General features: G+C 63.0%; 13 protein-coding genes. 12 read left to right on the top strand and 1 reads right to left on the bottom strand.

The genetic code is table 11. From position 1 onward, the window contains the following. Positions 1–4: 4 nt before the first annotated feature. The 3 genes from J3R84_RS17525 to J3R84_RS17515 are packed head-to-tail and all read left to right on the top strand — an operon-like array spanning position 5 to position 3904. On the top strand, positions 5–1624 hold the full coding sequence (locus J3R84_RS17525) for an acyl CoA:acetate/3-ketoacid CoA transferase (protein WP_025425263.1): 1620 nt from the start codon (positions 5–7) through the stop codon (positions 1622–1624). After that, positions 1617–2396: an enoyl-CoA hydratase/isomerase family protein gene (locus J3R84_RS17520; protein ID WP_025425262.1), complete on the top strand. Its 780-nt coding sequence runs from the start codon at positions 1617–1619 to the stop codon at positions 2394–2396. Before J3R84_RS17525 ends, J3R84_RS17520 begins: the two co-directional genes overlap by 8 nt. After that, positions 2396–3904 carry an aldehyde dehydrogenase family protein gene (locus J3R84_RS17515; RefSeq protein WP_025425261.1) on the top strand — a complete coding sequence of 503 codons (1509 nt, stop codon included), beginning with the start codon at positions 2396–2398 and terminating at the stop codon, positions 3902–3904. Before J3R84_RS17520 ends, J3R84_RS17515 begins: the two co-directional genes overlap by 1 nt. Positions 3905–4106: 202 nt before the next feature. Here the strand turns inward: J3R84_RS17515 and J3R84_RS17510 are convergent, their stop codons facing one another. After that, positions 4107–5171 (bottom strand): LacI family transcriptional regulator, encoded by a 1065-nt coding sequence (locus J3R84_RS17510; protein WP_025425260.1) that lies wholly within the window; start codon positions 5169–5171, stop codon positions 4107–4109. 316 nt (positions 5172–5487) lie between these two features. On the opposite strand from J3R84_RS17510, the gene J3R84_RS17505 reads away from it, so the two are divergent. From J3R84_RS17505 to J3R84_RS17465, 9 genes are all read left to right on the top strand, one after another. Further along, positions 5488–6720 carry an ABC transporter substrate-binding protein gene (locus tag J3R84_RS17505; RefSeq protein WP_371412274.1) on the top strand — a complete coding sequence of 411 codons (1233 nt, stop codon included), beginning with the start codon at positions 5488–5490 and terminating at the stop codon, positions 6718–6720. A 179-nt stretch (positions 6721–6899) separates the two neighbouring features. Beyond that, positions 6900–7781 carry a carbohydrate ABC transporter permease gene (locus tag J3R84_RS17500; protein ID WP_025425258.1) on the top strand — a complete coding sequence of 294 codons (882 nt, stop codon included), beginning with the start codon at positions 6900–6902 and terminating at the stop codon, positions 7779–7781. Then, positions 7778–8659, top strand: coding sequence for a carbohydrate ABC transporter permease (locus J3R84_RS17495; protein ID WP_025425257.1), 882 nt, complete (start codon positions 7778–7780; stop codon positions 8657–8659). The genes J3R84_RS17500 and J3R84_RS17495 overlap by 4 nt, the downstream gene beginning before the upstream one ends. A gap of 4 nt (positions 8660–8663) precedes the next feature. Next, positions 8664–9779, top strand: coding sequence for an ABC transporter ATP-binding protein (locus J3R84_RS17490; protein ID WP_025425256.1), 1116 nt, complete (start codon positions 8664–8666; stop codon positions 9777–9779). 6 nt (positions 9780–9785) lie between these two features. Beyond that, on the top strand, positions 9786–11285 hold the full coding sequence (locus J3R84_RS17485) for an FAD-dependent oxidoreductase (RefSeq protein ID WP_025425255.1): 1500 nt from the start codon (positions 9786–9788) through the stop codon (positions 11283–11285). Next, positions 11282–12061, top strand: a complete 780-nt coding sequence (locus J3R84_RS17480) for a 3-ketoacyl-ACP reductase (protein ID WP_025425254.1) — start codon at positions 11282–11284, stop codon at positions 12059–12061. The genes J3R84_RS17485 and J3R84_RS17480 overlap by 4 nt, the downstream gene beginning before the upstream one ends. 107 nt (positions 12062–12168) lie before the next feature. Then, positions 12169–13824 (top strand): GMC family oxidoreductase, encoded by a 1656-nt coding sequence (locus J3R84_RS17475; protein ID WP_025425253.1) that lies wholly within the window; start codon positions 12169–12171, stop codon positions 13822–13824. A gap of 8 nt (positions 13825–13832) precedes the next feature. After that, positions 13833–14150, top strand: a complete 318-nt coding sequence (locus J3R84_RS17470; protein WP_025425252.1) for a Dabb family protein — start codon at positions 13833–13835, stop codon at positions 14148–14150. A 5-nt stretch (positions 14151–14155) separates the two neighbouring features. Next, positions 14156–15427: a glycerate kinase type-2 family protein gene (locus J3R84_RS17465; RefSeq protein ID WP_025425251.1), complete on the top strand. Its 1272-nt coding sequence runs from the start codon at positions 14156–14158 to the stop codon at positions 15425–15427. Positions 15428–15435 lie beyond the last annotated feature (8 nt).

Raw genomic sequence — 15435 nt, 5'->3', positions numbered from 1 at the left:
GTTGATGTCGATGAACAAGCATATTTCACCCACTGAGGCCGCCGCGCTGATCCCGGATGGTGCCGTCGTTTCGGTCTCGTCGTCGAGTGGTCTTGGCTGCCCCGATCTGATGCTAAAGGCGATCGGCGAGCGTTTTGACGCAACCGGCCATCCTCGCGACCTGACGACGCTGCACCCGATCGCCGCCGGCGACATGAGCGGCATCAAGGGTGTCGATTACATCGCCAAGAAGGGACTTTTGAAGAGGATCATCGGCGGCTCCTATCCCTCGGGTCCGTCGAGTGCCGAACCGCCCCTGATCTGGCAGATGATCGGCGCCGACGAGGTTGCAGCCTACAATATCCCCTCCGGCGTTCTCTTCGACATGCACCGCGAGGCCGCCGCCAAGCGCCCTGGCGTTATGACCAAGGTCGGGCTCGACACCTTCGTCGATCCGTCGCGCGAAGGCTGCGCCATGAATGCCTCGGCGTCAGTCGAGCCGGTGGTCAAAAAGGTCGCCTTTGAGGGCGAGGACTGGCTCTATTTCAAGGCGATCGCACCGCAGGTGGCGATTATTCGCGCGACGACTGCGGACGAGCGCGGCAATCTTACCTATGAGCACGAGGGTGCCTATCTCGGTGGTCTCGATCAGGCGCTGGCCGCCCGCAACAATGGCGGCATCGTCATTGCCCAGGTCAAGCGCATCACCAAGGAAGGCTCGTTGAAGCCGCACGACGTGCGTGTGCCGGGCGTGCTCGTCGACTATGTCGTCGTCGATCCCGACCAGAAGCAGACGACGCAGACGCTCTACGATCCGGCCATCTCCGGCGAGATCTTCCGTCCGCTCGACAGTTTCCGCGTGCCGGAATTCAACATCCAGAAGGTGATTGCCCGCCGGGTGGCGCAGGAGTTGCAAACGGGCAGCGCCGTCAACCTCGGCTTCGGCATTTCGGCCAACGTGCCGCGCATCCTGCTCGAGGAGGGCCTGCATGGCGCCGTCACCTGGGTGATCGAACAGGGGGCTGTCGGCGGCGTACCGCTCCTGGATTTCGCCTTCGGCTGCGCGTCGAACGCTGACGCCTTCATGCCTTCGCCCTACCAGTTCACCTATTTCCAGGGCGCGGGCTTCGATGCCTCGCTGCTCTCCTTCCTCGAAATCGACCGCAACGGTTCGGTTAATGTCTCGAAGCTCTCCTTCCGGCCGCATGTGACGGCCGGCGCCGGCGGCTTCGTCGACATTACTGCTCGAGCCAAGAAGATCGTCTTTTCCGGCATGTTCAACGCCGGCGCGAAGCTTGCCGTCGCCGATGGCAAGCTGGTGATCGAGAAGGAAGGCAAGCTGAAGAAGCTCGTCAACGAGGTCGAACACGTCACCTTCTCGGGCCGCCGCGGCGTCGAGCAGGGGCAGGACATCACCTATGTCACCGAGCGCTGCGTGATGAAGCTGACGCCCGAAGGCGTGATGCTGACCGAGATCGCGCCGGGTGTCGACCTGCAGGCACATATTCTCGACCAGTCCGAATTTCCGCTCCTTGTATCCGATCGATTGAAGACCATGGATGCGGCACTTTTCCACGAGGCGCCGATCGGCCTGAAACTGCCGGTCAAGGCTGCCCGTACGCTTGCGGGAGGCGCCCGTGTCTGAGGAGCGCATCCAGATCGCAGTCGACGGCCCGATCGCGACGATGACTGTCGCGCGTCCGGACAAGCTCAATGCCTTCGACATCGACATGCTGAAGGCGCTCGCTGCCGCCTGCGATACGGTGGAAGTGATGCGCGACGTGCGCGTGCTGATCCTGACGGGTGAGGGCAAGGCCTTCTCCGCCGGTGGCGACATCAAGGCCTGGGGCGGCATGGATGCCGCAGCCTTCGGTCATGATTGGGTGCGCTTTGGCCATCGCGTCTTCGAGCGGCTGGCGACGTTGAGAATGCCCGTCATCGCAGCGCTCAACGGCCATGCCCTCGGCGGCGGCCTGGAACTAGCCGCGGCGGCTGACATCCGGATCGCCGAAAGCCAGATCAAGATCGGCCTGCCGGAAACGAGCCTCGGCATGGTTCCCGGCTGGTCGGGCACGCAACGTCTCGTCGTCCGTTTCGGCGCGCAGATCGTGCGGCGCATGGTACTCGGCGGTGAGATGTTTACGGCAGAGACGGCGAAGGCCGAAGGCCTTGTCGATGGGGTCGTCGAGACCGGAACAGTGATGCAGGCGGCGCGCGACTACGCAGCCCGCGTGGCAAAGCGCGGCCCGGCCGCGCTCGAGATTTCAAAACTGATGATCGCCTCGGCGAACGGCGAGGACAATGGTGCCGCGGTCGAAGCGCTGGGGTCCATCCTCGTCGCCAAGACAGGCGACCTCAGGGAAGGGGTCGCTGCCTTTTCCGAAAAGCGCGAAGCCCAGTTCAAGGGAGAATGGTAATGACGGTTCTGGTGAGGCCCAAGGCACTTAGCGATCACAAGGTGCGCACGTTCCAGATGCTGATCGACGGCAAATGGGTCGACAGCGCCGACGGACGCACGATCGAGCGCGTCGCCCCCGGCCACGGCGTCGTCGTCAGCCGCTATCAGGCAGCAGCGAGCGGCGATGCCGAGCGGGCGATCTCTGCTGCCCGTCGCGCCTTCGACGATGGCCCCTGGCCGCGCATGACGGCGTCCGAGCGGTCTCTGATCCTGCTCAAGGCGGCCGACATGATTGCCGCGCGCGCCGACGAGCTTGCTTTCCTCGACGCCATCGAATCGGGAAAGCCGATCAGCCAGGCCAAGGGCGAACTGGGTGGCGCTGCCGATATCTGGCGTTATGCTGCTGCTCTTGCCCGTGATCTTCACGGCGAAAGCTACAATACGCTGGGAGACGGCACGCTCGGTGTGGTTCTGCGCGAAGCGATCGGCGTCGTTTCGATCATCACGCCGTGGAACTTCCCGTTCCTGATCGTCAGCCAGAAGCTGCCTTTTGCGCTTGCCGCCGGCTGCACGACAGTGGTCAAGCCTTCCGAACTGACCTCAGCCTCGACGCTCGTGCTTGGCGAAATTCTCGAAGCGGCCGGCGTACCGGCCGGTGTCGTCAACATTCTCACCGGCACGGGTCCCGAGGTCGGCGCGCCGATGACGACGCACGCGGATGTCGACATGATCTCCTTCACCGGCTCCACCGGCGTCGGCCGTCTGACGATGGCCAATGCGGCGCAGACGTTGAAGAAGGTATCGCTCGAACTCGGCGGCAAGAACCCGCAGATTGTCTTCCCCGACGCCAACCTCGACGAGTTCATCGATGCGGCCGTGTTCGGCGCCTACTTCAACGCCGGCGAATGCTGCAATGCCGGCTCGCGGCTGATCCTTCACCGCGACATTGCCGAGGAGGTGACGGCGCGCATCGCCGCACTCGCGGCCAAGGTCAAGGTCGGCGATCCGCTCGATCCGGAAACCCAGGTCGGCGCGATCATCACGCCGCAGCATCTGGAAAAGATTGCCGGCTATGTTTCTGCCGCATCGAAGGATGGTGCCGCTGTCGCTCATGGCGGCGCTGCACTCGATCTCGGCATGGGACAGTTCATGGCGCCAACCATTCTTTCACAGGTGCGACCCGACATGGCTGTTGCCCGCGAGGAGGTTTTCGGGCCGGTGCTGTCGGTGCTGACCTTCGAGACCACCGACGAGGCAATCCGCATCGCCAACTCCATCGACTACGGTCTGTCGGCCGGTGTCTGGAGCCGCGATTTCGACACCTGCCTGACGATCGGCCGCCGCGTGCGCGCCGGCACGGTCTGGATGAACACCTTCATGGATGGGGCTTCCGAGCTGCCGTTCGGCGGTTATCGCCAGTCCGGCCTCGGCCGCGAACTCGGTCGGCATGCGGTCGAGGATTATACCGAAACCAAAACGCTCAACATGCATATCGGCGCCCGCACCGGCTGGTGGATGCCGCGCTAACTTAGAGCATTTCCAGGAAAAGTGCGAAGCGGTTTTCCGTCAGGAAATACGTAAAAACAAAGAGATAGAGCGTCGCCGTGACTCCGTTTAAACCGGAAACGCTCTAGGGGACAAGGGGAGACGGATGATGTCGGCAGGGATCGCAGCAACGAAACGGGCAGGGGCGTCATGGCACGCCGCCGGCCTGTCGTTGTCGCGCGGTTCAGTTCGATGCCGACCAGTTGGCGGGGATCTGCGGAGAGAGCAGAAGCTGCAGTTTGTTGACGTCGGTTTCGCCGCCGATGCGCTGGAGCAGCACGCGGCCCATGTCCTCGCCCGTAGCCGTCAGATCCTCATAGATCGTTTCCACCTGGGGCTGGATCGCGCCCAGGAGGTGCGACGTCTGCTTGGCGACAATGTCGTATTCGTTGCCGAGCGTCAGGCCGCAATCGCTCATGCCGGTAATGGTGGCGAGAGCACAGACTTCGCCACCGCACATGAAACTATCAGGCGGGTCGGGCTCGGCGTAACGCTGGCGAACACGGTCGCGGATGTCGCCGGCCGGGCTGTCGAGATCGATACCGGAGAGAATTTCGTAGGCGCAGCCCGCCTCGCGCACGGCGGTCATGAAGCCGTGCTGCAGGTGGCCGCCGAAGGTGAAGTCGGTTGGGCCGCTGATCAGTGCCGGCTTGCGGCGCCCCTTGGCGATCAGCCGGCGGGTGGCCTGGTAGGAGAAGGTGAAGTTGTCGTAGTCGACATAGGCGTGCGGGGTCGAAAGCTCGGTGCGTCCGTGGGTGACGAACGGAAAGCCGATCTCCGAAAGCAACATGACGCGCGGATCGAGCGGTTCGGTGCGCGAGAAGATCAGACCATCAGCCATGCTGTTGCGGGTGATGTAGTTCACCGCCTCGACATTGGTCGTGTTGAGGAAGTTCGGCATGACGATCAGGTGATAGGACGTGCCCTGCAGCGCCTTGGCGATGCCGCTCATGATCGAGGTGCCATAGCCGAGGATTTCCTCGTGTGGGTCGAGCAGGACGGCGATGACGTTGGTGCGGCCGGTCTTCAGGCGCTGGGCGGCGCGATCGGGCGAATAGCCGATTTCGATCGCCACCTCGCGAACCCGCTTGCGGGTGTCGGCGGAGATTTGCGGCGCTTCGGCGAGGGCGCGCGAAACGGTGGTGACCGCAAGCCCGGTGATCTCGGCGATCGTGCGAAGGGTCGGCTTGCCCCGTCTGGCGGGCGAACCAATGTCTTCGGAACGGGCGGGCTTGGGGGAATCGGCCAATGCTAGTCATCCTCAAGGCGGTCAAGAGCGGCTTTTGTAACGTGGCACGAACGCTTAGGCAATCGAATCATGAAAACGTTTTAAATCTCGCGACGCGGCATGAATTGCTGCACTGCGAAACGCAAACTGTTGTATATAATTCAGCAAATTCAATTGCTTCGTGAGGTGAGGAAGTGCACGCGTGCGGAATGCTTGACTTGCTGAATTTATAACGTTTTAAATTGGCCAGCCGCTGCCTTAGGCGGTGCGATATCCGAGGCGGGAGGAGGTTCCGCTTCGATAACTTGCAAACGGGAGGATAACGATGCGCAAGTTGATGACGACGACGGCTGTTGTGGCGCTGATGATGGCGGCCACCGCCGCGCGCGCAGCAGAAAACGTGGAAGTGCTGCACTGGTGGACTTCCGGCGGTGAGGCTGCTGCGCTCGACGTTCTGAAGAAGGACCTCGAAAGCAAGGGTATTTCCTGGACCGATATGCCGGTCGCCGGCGGCGGCGGCACGGAAGCCATGACCGTGCTTCGCGCCCGCGTCACCTCGGGCAACGCTCCGACCGCAGTGCAGATGCTCGGTTTCGATATTCTCGACTGGGCCAAGGAAGGCGCACTCGGCAACCTTGACGATACCGCTTCCAAGGAAGGCTGGGACAAGGTCATCCCGACGGCCCTGCAGCAGTTCTCGAAGTATGACGGCCACTGGATCGCCGCTCCGGTCAACGTCCACTCGACCAACTGGGTCTGGATCAACAAGGCTGCCCTCGACAAGGCCGGCGGCAAGGAGCCGGCGAACTGGGACGAGCTCATCGTCCTTCTCGACAACTTCAAGGCTCAGGGCATCACGCCGATCGCCCATGGCGGCCAGCCGTGGCAGGACGCGACGATCTTCGACGCCGTCGTGCTCTCGCTCGGCAATGATTTCTACAAGCAGGCCTTCATCGATCTCGATCCGGCAGCGCTCGGTGGCGACAAGATGAAGGAAGCCTTCGACCGCATGACGAAGCTGCGCTCCTATGTCGACGACAACTTCTCCGGCCGCGACTGGAACCTCGCTTCGGCAATGGTGATCGAGAACAAGGCCGGCCTGCAGTTCATGGGCGACTGGGCCAAGGGCGAGTTCCTGAAGGCGAAGAAGGTGCCAGGCACCGATTTCGTCTGCATGCGCTTCCCGGGTACGCAAGGGTCCGTCACCTTCAACTCCGACCAGTTCGCGATGTTCAAGGTTGCTGACGACAAGATCCCGGCACAGCTGCAGATGGCCTCGGCGATCGAAAGCCCGACCTTCCAGTCGGCCTTCAACGTCGTCAAGGGTTCGGTTCCTGCACGCACCGACGTTCCGGATACGGACTTCGACGCTTGCGGCAAGAAGGGCATCAAGGATCTCGCCGAAGCCAACACCAACGGCACGCTGTTCGGTTCCATGGCCCATGGCCATGCCAACCCAGCTGCCGTCAAGAACGCGATCTACGACGTCGTGACGCGCGAGTTCAACGGTGAATTGACCTCCGATGAGGCGGTCAAGGAACTCGTCGCCGCCGTCGCGGCTGCGAAGTAACGGGCGAGGCCCGGTCCGGGACGCGAGCAAGCGTCCCGGACACTCATTCTGACATGCAAGCGTCTTCGAAGCGTCGCGTCCATCGCGGACGCAGGGGAGCGGTTTGATACAAAGAACCTGCGCGGATGCCGATACCAGGGAGTTTCCCGACGGCAGAGCGCCAGAAGTGGTGAACGTTCATGGATAACCGCAGTCGACTGCAGGACCTGATACCGAAGCTGGTCCTTGCCCCGAGCTTCGTTATCGTCCTGATCTTTGTTTATGGCTTCATCGCCTATACCGGCTTCCTGTCGATGACGGACAGCAAGATGCTGCCGTCCTACAATTTCGTCGGTTTCAGCAATTATCAGAAGCTCTGGGCCCTGCCGCACTGGTGGCGGGCGGTGAGCAATCTGGCGATCTTCGCTTCGCTCTATATCGCCATCTGCTCGGTGCTGGGGCTTGGACTTGCGATCCTGCTCGACCAGAAGATCCGGGCGGAAGGCTTCCTACGGCCGATCTACCTCTATCCGATGGCGCTGTCGTTCATCGTGACCGGCACGGCCTGGAAGTGGTTCCTCGATCCCGGCATCGGGCTTGAAAACACCATGCACCTCTGGGGCTGGGAGAGCTTTTCGTTCAACTGGATCAAGGACCGCAACTACGCGATCTATTGCGTGGTGATCGCCGCCGTCTGGCAATCGACCGGCTTCATCATGGCGATGTTCCTTGCCGGTCTGCGCGGCGTCGACAACGAGATCATCAAGGCGGCGCAGATCGATGGCGCACCGACATCGACGATCTACCGGCGGATCATCATTCCCTTGATGCGGCCGGTCTTCCTCTCCGCCTTCGTCGTTCTCGCCCATCTGGCGATCAAGGCCTACGACCTGATCATCGCGCTCACCGGCGGCGGGCCGGGCCAGGCGACCGAATTGCCGGCGACTTTCATGTATTCCTACACCTTCACCCGCAACCAGATGGGCATCGGCGCCTCGTCGGCCATCATCATGCTGGTGATGATCTTCTCGATCATCGTTCCCTATCTCTACTCCGAAATCCGCGGAGGAAAACGCCCATGAGCGCCCCCAGCCCAGACAATGTCATCTCGCACAACCGCCTGACGCGTGCCCTGATCTACACGGTACTCATCGTCTTTGCGCTCTATTCGCTGCTGCCGCTCTATGTCATGCTGGTCAACTCGCTGAAACCGCTCGACGAGATCCGCCAGGGCGGCATGCTCAACCTACCGCAGACCCTGACACTGGAACCCTGGCTTTCGGCCTGGTCGACGGCGCAGATCGGAGTTCAGCCGACAGGCCTGAAGCCGTTCTTCATCAACTCGATCCTGATGGTGGTGCCGGCCGTCGCGATCTCGACGATGATCGGCGCGCTCAATGGCTACGTCCTGACCAAGTGGCGCTTTCCCGGTGCCAACATCTTCTTCGGCATGCTGCTCCTGTCGTGCTTCATCCCGTTCCAGATCGTGCTGATCCCGATGGCGCGCGTGCTTGGCATCATCGGCCTTGCCGGATCGATCTGGGGCCTGATCTTCGTCCACGTGATCTACGGCCTCGGCTTCACCACGCTCTATTTCCGCAACTACTACGAAGCCTTCCCGACGGAACTCGTGCGTGCGGCGCAGATCGATGGCGCCAGCTTCTTCCAGATCTTCTGGCGGATCCTGCTGCCGTCGTCCGGTCCGATCATCGTCGTCTCGGTCATCTGGCAGTTCACCAATATCTGGAACGACTTCCTGTTCGGGGCATCCTTCTCCGGCGCCTCTTCGACGCCGATGACGGTGGCGCTCAACAACCTCGTCAGCTCGTCGACCGGGGTCAAGGAATACAACGTTCATTTCGCGGGCGCGATCCTCGCCGCCCTGCCAACGCTCATCGTCTACATCGTGTCCGGCCGCTACTTCGTGCGCGGGCTGATGTCCGGCGCCGTGAAAGGATAAGCTCATGTCGTTCCTCAAAATCAGCAACCTGCGCAAATCCTACGGCTCGCTCGAGATCCTGAAGGACATCAATCTGGAGATCGACGAAGGCGGCTTCCTCGTGCTCGTCGGCCCGTCCGGCTGCGGCAAGTCCACCCTGCTCAACACCATTGCCGGGCTGGAGCCAATCACCTCGGGCGAGATCGCCATCAACGGCCGGTCGGTCGCCGATCTGCACCCGTCCAAGCGCGACATCGCCATGGTGTTCCAGTCCTACGCGCTCTATCCGAACATGACGGTTGCGGGCAACATCGCCTTCGGCATGGAAATCCGCGGCGTGCCGAAGGACGAACGCGAGAAGGCGATCAAGCAGGTCGCCGACATGCTGCAGATCGGCCATCTGCTCGATCGCAAGCCGAGCCAGCTTTCCGGCGGCCAGCGCCAGCGTGTCGCCATGGGCCGCGCCCTTGTGCGCAAGCCGCAGGTCTTTCTCTTCGACGAACCGCTGTCGAACCTGGACGCCAAGCTGCGCGTCGACATGCGCACCGAGATCAAGCGTCTCCACCACCGGATGAAGACAACCATCGTCTACGTCACCCACGACCAGATCGAGGCGATGACGCTGGCGACCAAGATCGCGGTATTGAAGGATGGCGTGCTGCAGCAATTCGGGACGCCGGCCGAAATCTACAACAATCCGGCCAACATGTTCGTCGCCGACTTCATGGGTTCGCCGGCCATGAACCTGCTGACGGCCCGGATCGAAAGGAACGGCGCCGATGTTGCCGTCACGCTCGCGCGCCCGAACGCCGAGCCGATGAAGCTCACCGTTCCGCATGCCAGCGGCGCACTCTCTACCTATGCCGGCAAGGACGTCGTCTTCGGCATCCGCCCGGAAGCACTGACCGACCCTGACGGTGCCGACCGCAATGCCAAGGCGATCGTCGAAGGCGAATGCCTGATCGAGGTGGTCGAGCCCGCCGGTTCGGACACCTTTGCGGTGACCCGCCTTGGCGGCAAGGAGGTCGTCGCCCGCCTGCGTGCCGATGCGCGCATCGCACCCGGCCAGACGTCGCAGCTCGCCTTCAATCTCGACAAGGCGGTGTTCTTCGATCCTCAGACGCAGCAACGGATCGCGTAACGGCCGATGGAGCAGCAGCCGGATATCGTCATCATCGGGTCGGGCATCGGCGGCTCCACCGTTGCGGCGGGGCTTGCCGGCTCCGGGGCGCGCATAGCCATACTCGAGCGCGGCGAGCGCCTGCCCGACACACCGGAAGCGCGCAGCTATAGTTCGATCTTCGTCAAGGGCCATTTCCGGCCCAAGGAGATGTGGCGCGAAGCCGACGGCACGGAGTTCAATCCGGGCAATTTCTATTTCGTTGGCGGCAATTCCAAACTCTTCGGTGCGGTGCTCTTGCGCTACCGTGCAGAGGATTTCACCGAGATGCAGCATCTTGGCGGCGTTTCGCCGGCATGGCCCTTTCTCTATGAAGAGCTGGAGCCGTGGTACGGCAAAGCCGAGCAACTGTTCGAGGTGCGTGGCGAATTGGGTCAGGACCCTACGGAGCCGTTCCACGCCTCGCCCTACCCTTATGGCCCGGTACCGGACGAGCCGGCAATTGCTCGCGCGCGCGCCGAGTTGAAGGCGCAGGGGCTCAATCCGGCGACGCTGCCGCTTGGCGTCGACATCGAGACGTGGCTGGCAGGCGGGCGCACGCCATGGGACGGGTTTCCCAACACCGGCAAGGGCAAGAAGGATGCCGAGACCGCATCGCTCGCCTCCGCGCTGAATGACCCCAACATCGAGCTGATCACCTCCGCGCATGTCGACACGCTGGAGAAAGGTCGGGGCGGCCGGATCGAGGCGGTCCATTACACCCATAGGGGCGAGAAGAAGCGCCTGTCGCCCAAGTTGGTGATCCTGTCGGCGGGCGCGATCAACTCGGCCGCCATCTTGCTGCGCTCCGGCGATGGCAAGGGGCTCGCCAACGCCTCCGGCCAGGTCGGCCGCAACTTCATGAACCACAATTGCAGCGCCATGCTGGCGATCAATCCGTTCAGGCGCAATGACAGCATCTACCAGAAGACGCTGATGCTGAACGATTATTACCTGACCGGCGGCAGGGACGGTTTGCCACTCGGCAATGTCCAGCTGCTCGGCAAGATCAACGGTGACATCCTCAAGGCCAATGCGCCGGTCTGGGCGCCGCGCTTCGCATTGGATTTCATGGCCGGTCATGCGGTCGACTGGTACATGATGACGGAGGACCTGCCGAACCCGGAAAGCCGCATCATGGTCGACGGCAAGGGCATCATCATGCAGTGGCGGCGCTCGAACATGGAGGCGCTTTCCGGGCTCGAAGCGAAGATGCGCGCCCACTTCAAAGCTGCAGGCTATCCGATCGTGCTCTCCCAGGCCTTCGACAAGCGCACGCCGTCGCACCAGTGCGGCACGATCCGGATGGGCACCGATCCCGGTCAGGCGCCGCTCGACGTTTATTGCCGCGCCTTCGATCATCCGAACCTCTTTGTCGTCGATGCCGGCTTCCTGCCAACGTCCGCTGCGGTCAACCCGGCGCTGACGGTGGCGGCACAGGCGCTGCGCGTTGCCGACCATATCGTTGCGAAGGAGCTGAGAGCATGACGACATCGACGCGTCCCGTGGCTGTTGTCACCGGTGGCCGGCGCGGAATCGGACTCGGCGTGGCCCGGGCACTGGCGCGCGACGGCTTCGACATAGCGCTGACGGGGCTCGGTGCGGCGGATCAAGCGACGCAAGCCACGCTCTCCGAGCTATCGGCGCAAGGCGGTCGCGCCATCTACCTCGAGGCCAATCTCGCCGATATCGGCGCGCATGCCGCCACCGTCGCCTGCATCCGCCAGGAACTGGGCCCGATCCGCTGCCTCGTCAACAACGCCGGCATCGCCTCCGTCGTGCGCGGCGACTTTCTCGACCTTCTGCCGGAGAATTTCGACACGATCGTCGCCACCAACTTGCGCGGCACAGTGTTCTTCACCCAGGCCGTGTTGCTCTCGATGCTCACCGAGCCGCCAGGTGCGGCACCACGTTCAATCATCAACATCACATCGGTTTCCGCGACCATGAGTTCGCCCGAGCGGCTCGACTATTGCATGACCAAGGCCGGCCTTGCCGCCTTCAGCCAGGGGCTCGCCTTGCGGCTGGCCGACACAGGCATCTCCGTCTTCGAAATCCGGCCCGGGGTCATCCGGTCTGACATGACCGCTGGCGTCTCGGCGAAATACGACGCCCTGATCGACGGCGGACTGGTGCCGATGAAACGCTGGGGCGAGCCAGAAGACATCGGCAACATCGCCGCAGGGCTTGCCAGCGGCAAATTCGGCTTTGCGACCGGCTCAGTCATCCAGGCCGATGGCGGCCTGTCGATCGGTCGACTCTAGAAAATAGTGCAGGGCAGTCCGGGGCTCGCAACGGCGAGCAGGTTTCGAGTTTAACACGTCGGAAATTTGGAACGTTCCAAATGCCGTGCCGTGGAGGAAGACAGGCAATGACATACGACTATATCATCACCGGTGCCGGCCCTGCCGGCTGCGTTCTCGCCAACCGTCTCTCTGAGGATCCGTCGGTCCGCGTCCTGTTGCTGGAGGCGGGTGGCGGCGACTGGAACCCGCTGTTTCACATGCCGGCCGGTTTTGCCAAGATGACCAAGGGAGTTGCAAGTTGGGGCTGGGAGACCGTGCCACAGAAACACATGAAGGGCAGGGTGCTGCGCTACACCCAGGCCAAGGTCATCGGCGGCGGTTCGTCGATCAATGCCCAGCTCTACACCCGCGGCAATGCGGCCGACTATGACCTCTGGGCGTCCGAGGACGGCTGTGCCGGCTGGGACTATCGCAGCGTTCTTCCCTATTTCAAGCGCGCCGAAGACAACCAGCGCTTCGCCGACGACTATCATGCCTATGGCGGTCCGCTCGGCGTCTCGATGCCGGTTTCTACCTTGCCGATCTGCGATGCCTACATCCGCGCCGGCCAGGAACTCGGCATTCCCTACAATCACGATTTCAACGGCCGTCAGCAGGCCGGCGTCGGCTTCTACCAACTGACGCAGCGCAATCGCCGGCGTTCGAGCGCGTCGCTTGCCTATCTCTCACCGATCAAGGACCGCCGGAACCTTACCGTTCGCACCGGAACGCGCGTCGCCCGGATCGTGCTCGAGGGTACGCGCGCCGTCGGCGTCGAGGTGGTGACGGCGAAGGGAAGCGAGACGATCCGGGCGGAGCGGGAAGTTCTGGTCACGTCGGGCGCCATCGGTTCGCCGAAGCTGCTCCTTCAATCCGGTATCGGCCCGGCGGATCACCTGAAGTCGGTGGGCGTGCCGGTAAAGCACGACCTACCCGGCGTCGGTGGCAATCTGCAGGACCACCTCGATCTGTTCGTCATTTCCGAATGCACCGGCGATCACACCTATGACAACGTCGCGAAGCTGCACCGGACGCTCTGGGCCGGCCTGCAATACGTGCTTTTCCGCTCCGGCCCGGTGGCATCGAGCCTGTTTGAGACCGGCGGCTTCTGGTACGCCGACCCGGATGCCCGCTCGCCGGATATCCAGTTCCACCTCGGCCTCGGCTCCGGCATCGAGGCTGGCGTCGCGCGACTGAAGAACGCCGGCGTGACGCTCAATTCCGCCTATCTGCATCCGCGCTCACGCGGCACCGTCAGGCTTTCCGACGCTGATCCGGCCGCAGCGCCGCTGATCGATCCGAATTACTGGGAAGATCCGCACGACCGCAAGATGTCGATCGAGGGGCTGAAGATAGCCCGCGAGATCATGCAGCAGGCCGCCCTCAAGCCTTTCGTGCTGGCGGAACGTTTGCCGGGCAACACTGTCGTCTCCGACGAGCAGTTCTTCGACTATGGCTGCGCCAATGCCAAGACCGACCACCACCCGGTCGGCACCTGCAAGATGGGCACCGACGCCATGGCCGTGGTCGGACTCGATCTGAAAGTGCGTGGGCTGGAGGGCCTTCGCGTCTGCGACAGTTCGGTCATGCCGCGCGTTCCCTCTTGCAACACCAACGGGCCGACGATCATGATGGGCGAAAAGGGCGCCGACATCATTCGCGAGCGCCAGCCCTTGCCGCCGGAGATCTTCGCCCATGAACGAAACGATGCCCGGCCACGTGCCCGCGCCGATATCCGTTGAGGAAAACCATGATCCGCCACTGTGTCTTCATTCGCTTTCGTCCAGACGTTTCGGCGGATGAGAAAGCGTCGATCTTCGCCGAGATCGCGGCGCTAAAAAGCCGGCTTCCCGGCCTTCTCGCGACCTATGCCGGCGCCAATGTCAGCCCGGAAGTGGGCATGGACAAAGGGTATGCCGAGGGTTTCATCGTCGATTTCTCCGACGCAGCCGCGCGTGACGCCTATCTCGACGATCCGGAGCATCGGCAGACCGGTGCAAAGATCGTCGCGGCGGCGCAAGGCGGCATCGACGGCATTTTCGTCTACGATCTCGAAATCGCGGGCTGAAGACGATGGCGGCCTTCGAAGCGCGTCCCTTTCTCACCGCCCTTTTCGACGCGGCCGTCCGCGCCGCCGATCCCTATGAGGCGATCCGCGCGCATCTGCCGGAAAAGCCGAAGGGACGAACGATCGTTGTCGGCGCGGGCAAGGCCGCAAGCCAGATGGCCGCAGCTTTCGAAAAGCTGTGGGATCACCCGCTGACCGGCGCCGTCGTTGCGCGCCACGGGCCGATTGAACGCTGCGAGCGCATTCGCGTGTTGCAATCCGCCCATCCGGTGCCGGATGAGGCTGGCCTTCGGGCGTCGGAAGAGCTGCTGAAGCTGGTGGAAGGCCTGACCGCTGACGATCTGGTTGTCGCTCTGATTTCGGGTGGTGGATCGTCCTTGCTGCCGGCGCCGCCGGAGGGTTTGATGCTTGCCGACGAGATCGCCGTCAACCGGGCGCTGCTTGCCTCCGGCGCACCGATTTCCGCGATGAACGTCGTGCGCAAACATGTGTCGCGCATCAAGGGAGGCCGTCTTGCGGCGGCCGCTGGGCCGGCGCGTGTCGTCAGCCTCGTCGTTTCCGACGTTCCCGGCGACAACCCCGCTTTCGTTGCCTCGGGCCCGACAGTGCCTGACGGGTCGACGGTGGAGGAGGCGCTGGAGATCGTCGGCCGCTATCGCATGGCTCTTCCCGATGGCGTGGTGGCCCACTTGCGATCCGGTGCCGCGCGGGCACCTGATCCGTCCGAACCGGTTTTCCGTCGGCACGAATGCCACGTGATTGCGTCGGCGCGTGTCTCGCTGGAGGCTGCAGCAAGGACGGCGCAGGAATTGGGTGTAGAGGCGCGCATTCTTTCTGATGCGATTGAAGGCGAGGCGCGCGATATCGGCCGCATGCATGCGGCGCTGGCGCGTGAAGTCGCCCAGCGCAATCAACCTTTCGAAAAGCCGGTCGTGCTGCTTTCCGGCGGCGAAACGACTGTGACGATATCGGGCAAGGATTACGGCAAAGGCGGCCGCAACAGCGAGCTGTTGCTGTCGCTGGCGCTCGACATCGAGGGGCTCGACGGGATCGATGCCCTGGCGGCGGATACGGACGGCATCGACGGGTCTGAGGACAATGCCGGCGCCTTTGCCGATGGCGGCAGCGTCAGTCGCATGCGTACTGCCGGTGCTGATCCGCGGGCGCATCTGGCGCGCCACGATGCCTGGTCGGCATTCTCAGTGAGTGGCGATCTTTTCGCGCCCGGTCCGACTGGAACCAATGTCAATGACTTCAGGGCGATGCTAATCCGTTAGCCGGATTC

The organism is Ensifer canadensis (assembly GCF_017488845.2).
Taxonomy (GTDB): domain Bacteria; phylum Pseudomonadota; class Alphaproteobacteria; order Rhizobiales; family Rhizobiaceae; genus Ensifer; species Ensifer canadensis.
The sequence above is the reverse complement of the archived record's forward strand: the minus strand, read 5'-3'. Positions and strand labels throughout refer to the sequence as shown.

What these genes read in the sequence shown, in the direction of transcription:
- J3R84_RS17525 (WP_025425263.1), top strand. Translation starts at nt 5, where the DNA reads ATGTCGATGAACAAGCATATTTCACCCACTGAGGCCGCCGCGCTGATC.
- J3R84_RS17495 (WP_025425257.1), top strand. Translation starts at nt 7,778, where the DNA reads ATGAGCGCCCCCAGCCCAGACAATGTCATCTCGCACAACCGCCTGACG.
- J3R84_RS17465 (WP_025425251.1), top strand. Translation starts at nt 14,156, where the DNA reads ATGGCGGCCTTCGAAGCGCGTCCCTTTCTCACCGCCCTTTTCGACGCG.
- J3R84_RS17500 (WP_025425258.1), top strand. Translation starts at nt 6,900, where the DNA reads ATGGATAACCGCAGTCGACTGCAGGACCTGATACCGAAGCTGGTCCTT.
- J3R84_RS17490 (WP_025425256.1), top strand. Translation starts at nt 8,664, where the DNA reads ATGTCGTTCCTCAAAATCAGCAACCTGCGCAAATCCTACGGCTCGCTC.
- J3R84_RS17515 (WP_025425261.1), top strand. Translation starts at nt 2,396, where the DNA reads ATGACGGTTCTGGTGAGGCCCAAGGCACTTAGCGATCACAAGGTGCGC.
- J3R84_RS17470 (WP_025425252.1), top strand. Translation starts at nt 13,833, where the DNA reads ATGATCCGCCACTGTGTCTTCATTCGCTTTCGTCCAGACGTTTCGGCG.
- J3R84_RS17485 (WP_025425255.1), top strand. Translation starts at nt 9,786, where the DNA reads ATGGAGCAGCAGCCGGATATCGTCATCATCGGGTCGGGCATCGGCGGC.
- J3R84_RS17475 (WP_025425253.1), top strand. Translation starts at nt 12,169, where the DNA reads ATGACATACGACTATATCATCACCGGTGCCGGCCCTGCCGGCTGCGTT.
- J3R84_RS17505 (WP_371412274.1), top strand. Translation starts at nt 5,488, where the DNA reads ATGACGACGACGGCTGTTGTGGCGCTGATGATGGCGGCCACCGCCGCG.
- J3R84_RS17480 (WP_025425254.1), top strand. Translation starts at nt 11,282, where the DNA reads ATGACGACATCGACGCGTCCCGTGGCTGTTGTCACCGGTGGCCGGCGC.